This is a genomic window from Oscillibacter sp. UBA6647 (assembly GCA_002455655.1).
Classification (GTDB): Bacteria; Bacillota; Clostridia; order Oscillospirales; family Oscillospiraceae; genus Oscillibacter.
Map to the genome: position 1 here is coordinate 1 of DKLF01000070.1, position 4,510 is coordinate 4,510.

Genomic DNA, 4,510 nt, shown 5'->3' on the forward strand with positions numbered 1-4,510 from the left:
AAGTTATCAGCATCTCCCAAGGGTCCTGCCGCAAAATGCGGATTCCTGTCCCGTAGGCCGCCGCTGCCGTGAGATACGCGTCTTTCTGCGAAACGGCGGCGCGGAATGCCGCGTAATCAGTATTGAGGTCGAAATAATCCCGCCAGAAGCCGTCAAACTCTTCCTCGGAACAGTCCAGCACCCATGTGTCAGCCCGCTCCCGAAGCTCTGTCCAGCGATTCCCTGCCACGGCACGAAAGCAGCCCTCTTCCAGCCGCTTCAGCCGGAAGCACTGGCCGCTGTCCGCAATTTTTCCGATGTCAAATTCTTCTTTTGAAACAACTACCATCTCAGCACTCCGCAGGCCACAAAATATCGTGGGCGACAGGGGTGTAAAACAGACGCTGAATCTCCGCCATGTCCCGTGTCTGTCCCAGAATCCACATCAGCTTGGCCGTCACTGCCTCGGTGGTCATGTCAAACGCCTCCAGCACCCCGGGAACACCCTTGAGCCGATGTCCCACATGGTAGATGCCAAGATCACTGCCCTCGTTCTGCACCTGCGTGGTGAGCACCACCAGCTTTCCCCGCGCTGTCCAGTGGCAGACGCTGTCACAGAAATCCGAACCCTCGTAATCCGGCAGGCCGCCCACGCCGAAGGACTCGATCATCAGCGCGTCGCAGCGCTCCAGCAGATAGTCAAGCAACGCCTGTTCCGTGCCGGGAATCAGCTTCAAAAGTCCCACCTTTGTATTCAGTTGATCATAAAATATCGGCCCGCCCGCGCAATCCTCATGGAGGTAGCGCAACAGCACCCCGTCCCGCAGAACCCCGAGAAACGGATAATTGATGCTGGAAAAGGCCTCGAAGCTTTTCGAGCGGATTTTTTGCGCCCGAGTCCCCAAAATCACCTTCCCGTTGAATACGAGAGATACGCCCGGCAAATCAGACGATGCCGTGCGGAATGCATCCGTAAGGTTTATTTTCGAGTCCGTTACATCGAAGCCGATGGGCTTTTGCGCTCCGGTGAAAACGATGGGCTTGGGGCTTTTCTGAATGAGATAGCTCAGCGCTGCTGCTGTATAGGCCATGGTATCCGTCCCGTGGGTGAGCACGAAGCCGTCGTAAGCCTCATAGTGCTCCCGGATACAGCGCACCATCTCCAGCCAGTGGGCAGGCGCGATATTGGTGCTGTCCAGATTCAAAAGCTGTAAGCTCTCCACCTCGCAGATACCGGAAATGGCGGGGATATGGGCCAAAAGCTGCGCGCTGGTAAGTTCCGGGGCCAACCCGTTTTCCGTCACCTGGGAGGCAATGGTGCCGCCCGTACCGATCATTAAAATCTTTTTCATTCTATGTCCTTAAAAAACGATGTCCTTATAAAATATCTCTGTGGTCCAGCGCCGCAAGGCCAAACCGCACGGCGCGGCTGACGCGCTCCCGCTCTTCCTCGTTCCCCGCGTCATACTGCTGGCGCAGGCGGCGAAGAAATTCTCCTCGGAGGGAGTCCTCTCCCGCCCTGGCCCAAACGTCCTGACGGACACGGGTTCCATCCCGCAGTTCCAGCGCGTAAAACCGGCCGGAAAGCACTGTCTCCAGCGCCGTCAGGTCAATTCCCCGCTCATCCGTCTCCCCGGTAAAGAGGATACGGTATAAATCGTAGGTGGTCCACTTTGGCAGGGCGGCTTCCACCGCCTCCCGAGGGTCCCGGTCCGTCACGTCCACGGTCAGAATCTCGTAGCGGTGGCGTGCAAAGGGCACAAATTCCAGCGTCACCGCCCCCTCGTCGGACACGGTGCCGAAATAAAAACCTTTGTCCCCCAACTCATCAAAGCCCCGTCCCTCCGGACAGCCGGGATAGGCCCACAGTGTCTTCCCGCTTTTTTGGGGACCGGAGGCGGCATGAACGTGCCCCAGCGCCAGATAGGAAAGGCCGCTTGCGGCAATCTCGGCTTTCGTTACGGGGTTGTAGCGCGGGGCTGACGGCTCCACATCTCCGTGGAGCGCCATCAGGTGAATCCGTCCGTCCTGCGGCGCGGAAAACCCAGTCAAAAGTCCCGTCGTCTGCTCCGGGGCCGTAAAGGCCGCACCGTGGACCGTGCAGTTCAAATCCGGCAGGTCCACGCTCTCTATCTCTCCAGATTTGAATATGTACACGTTGTCCGGCCACTGAACCGTGGCATAGGGGCTGTCGGCGGAGTAAAAGTCGTGGTTTCCGGGGGCGATGAACACGCTGATTCCAGCGCGGCTTAGACCCTTGGCCAACTCCTCCGGCGTCTCACGGAAGCTGCTCGTCCCGTCAAAAAGGTCGCCGGAGAGAAGCATCAAATCCGCGCCCCGGCGGAGGGCCTCCTCCGCCAGCCGCGCGCCAAGCTCCCGGCTCTCCCGCCTCCGCTCCGCCGCGCGCTGGGGCGTAAGGGCGTGAAACGCGCTGTCCAGATGAAAATCTGACGCGTGAATAAATCGAAGCATCGCCTTTACTGTTCGTCGGGCCGCCAGGCTTTGCACACGTCTACCCATGTTCCGCCGGAGTATTTCTCAAGCTCGTCACAGGTCATCTCCACGGCGCTGTTGCTGCTGCCCGCCGCCGGAAAAATCGTGTCGAACCGGCGCATAGACGCGTCCAGATAAATCTCCACGCCCTCCTTCACTGCAAAGGGACACACCCCGCCCACGGCATGACCCACCAACGTAGCGGCCTCGTCGTGGCTGAGCATGGAGGCTTTTCCTCCAAACTGGTCCTTATAACGCCGGTTGTCCACCTTGGCGTCTCCCGCGCAGACCACCAGCAGCACCCGGTCCCCCAGTTTGAAGCTAAGGGTTTTGGCAATCCGCGCACCCTCTACACCCACAGCTTGGGCCGCCAGATCCACGGTGGCGGAGGACACGTCGAACTCCCGGATGCGGCCCTCGATGCCCTGCGTTTGAAAATAAGCTCTTACCTTTTCAATTGACATGAATCTGTTCCCCTCTATCTCATCATTATCGGATGTCCACACGTTCCACCCCGACGCACAATCCGGTGGCGCTGTCCAGCGTAAAAACGGCTCCCTGAAGCTTTACCGGCCCTTCAGGCGCCCGGAATCGGCCCGGCAGGCCCCCCAAAAACATCTCCACAGACTGTTCCGGTTTCACCCCCAGCACGGATTCCACAGCGCCGGTCATTCCCAAATCCGTGATATAGCCCGTCCCGTTGGGATATACCCGCTCGTCTGCGGTGGGCACGTGGGTGTGAGTCCCCCAAAGGGCGGAAACTCGCCCGTCCAGAAAGTACCCCATGGCCAGCTTCTCGCTGGTGGCCTGTGCGTGAAAATCCACCAAAGTAAAATCCGTCTTTTCACCAGTCAAAAGTTGGTCAACAACGGTAAAGGGGTTGTCCGCCCCCCAATTCAGGTTGCACCGCCCGATCAGGTTCACCACCCGGATACGCACGCCGTTCAAGTCGTAAATCCCCCAGCCCCGGCCCGGTGCACGGCGGGTGTAATTGGCGGGACGGAGAATATAGGAGTGCTCGTCCAAAAAATCCACGATTTGGGGCTTGTCAAAGCTGTGGTTGCCCAGCGTAATGACGTCCGCCCCCGCGTCGTAAATGCGCTCCGCCTGCTCCGGCGTCAGTCCCACAGCGGCGGCATTTTCACCGTTCACCACGGTGAAAGCGATGTTCTTCAATTTTTTCAGGGGCCGCAGCGTCTTTTCCAGATGAGCAAGTCCCGGCTCACTCACCACATCGCCCACGGCTAAAACATGATACAGCATATAGCAATCAATTCCCTCAAGCAGTTTATTCGTTTTATTATATCCAAAAGCAACACGAATTGCAAGGGGCCGCGCCGCCTGTCTTGACCACAGCGAGGTATCGGCTGTTCATGTAGCCTCGGTTTTTGCCAAGATTCGTTGCAATCAGCTCTTCTATATGATACCATCATAAAAAAAGTTGAAAGAAGGCCTCCTCTGTGAAATTAAAAAAGAGCAGCTATCATGCCGCAGTAAACTTTATATGCCTCATTTTGCTGTTGGGAAGCGCCATATATCTGATGCTGAACTGGAGTAAAACACCCGATCAAGTGCCCGCACACTACAATGCTTCGGGTACCATAGACAGATGGGGAAGTAAATACGAGTTGCTCATCTTTTTGGCACTTGGCTGGATCATATATTTTGGAATGGCAGCAATATCCCGGTTTCCATCGGCTTGGAACACCGGCGTTCACGTCACTGCGGAAAACAAAGAACGAGTATATAAAATCTTGAGAGCCATGCTTGACACATTACAACTGCTGATTTCGGCAGTTTTCTCCTTTCTTATCATCAATTCCTCACTGTCCAATACACTTCCCGGCTGGTTTCTGCCCGCTTTTCTGTGCTTGGTATTTGGCTCCATCATTTTCTTCAGTATAAGACTAGGGAGAGCCAAATGATGAGAAAGATATCTATCCACCGAAGTCAGCGACAAGAGACGCTCTCGTGCAATCACGCCGACACGGTAAAATCTTTTCGACACTTAAAATAAAGAAGCCGTGCATTGCACGGC

6 protein-coding genes are annotated in these 4,510 nt (G+C 56.4%); 1 reads left to right on the forward strand and 5 read right to left on the reverse strand.

Annotated elements, in window-relative coordinates:
* From B2W96_RS05245 to B2W96_RS05265, 5 genes are all read right to left on the reverse strand, one after another.
* Positions 1 to 328, reverse strand: a 328-nt coding sequence (locus tag B2W96_RS05245) for an 8-oxoguanine DNA glycosylase, N-terminal domain-containing protein (RefSeq protein ID WP_293009236.1), incomplete at its 3' end; no start/stop codon positions are given.
* Between the two features lies 1 nt (position 329).
* Positions 330 to 1,331 carry an asparaginase gene (locus tag B2W96_RS05250; RefSeq protein WP_293009237.1) on the reverse strand — a complete coding sequence of 334 codons (1,002 nt, stop codon included), beginning with the start codon at positions 1,329 to 1,331 and terminating at the stop codon, positions 330 to 332.
* 25 nt (positions 1,332 to 1,356) lie between these two features.
* Complete coding sequence (locus B2W96_RS05255; RefSeq protein ID WP_293009238.1) at positions 1,357 to 2,451, reverse strand: metallophosphoesterase family protein; 1,095 nt, start codon at positions 2,449 to 2,451, stop codon at positions 1,357 to 1,359.
* Positions 2,452 to 2,456: 5 nt separating this feature from the next.
* On the reverse strand, positions 2,457 to 2,936 hold the full coding sequence (locus tag B2W96_RS05260; RefSeq protein ID WP_293009239.1) for a YbaK/EbsC family protein: 480 nt from the start codon (positions 2,934 to 2,936) through the stop codon (positions 2,457 to 2,459).
* 25 nt (positions 2,937 to 2,961) lie between these two features.
* Entirely contained in the window at positions 2,962 to 3,735 is a 774-nt protein-coding gene (locus tag B2W96_RS05265; protein WP_293009240.1) for a TIGR00282 family metallophosphoesterase, read from the reverse strand.
* A 197-nt stretch (positions 3,736 to 3,932) separates the two neighbouring features.
* Here B2W96_RS05265 and B2W96_RS05270 point away from each other — a divergent pair, with 197 nt between their 5' ends.
* Positions 3,933 to 4,397 carry a DUF1648 domain-containing protein gene (locus B2W96_RS05270; RefSeq protein WP_293009241.1) on the forward strand — a complete coding sequence of 155 codons (465 nt, stop codon included), beginning with the start codon at positions 3,933 to 3,935 and terminating at the stop codon, positions 4,395 to 4,397.
* Positions 4,398 to 4,510 lie beyond the last annotated feature (113 nt).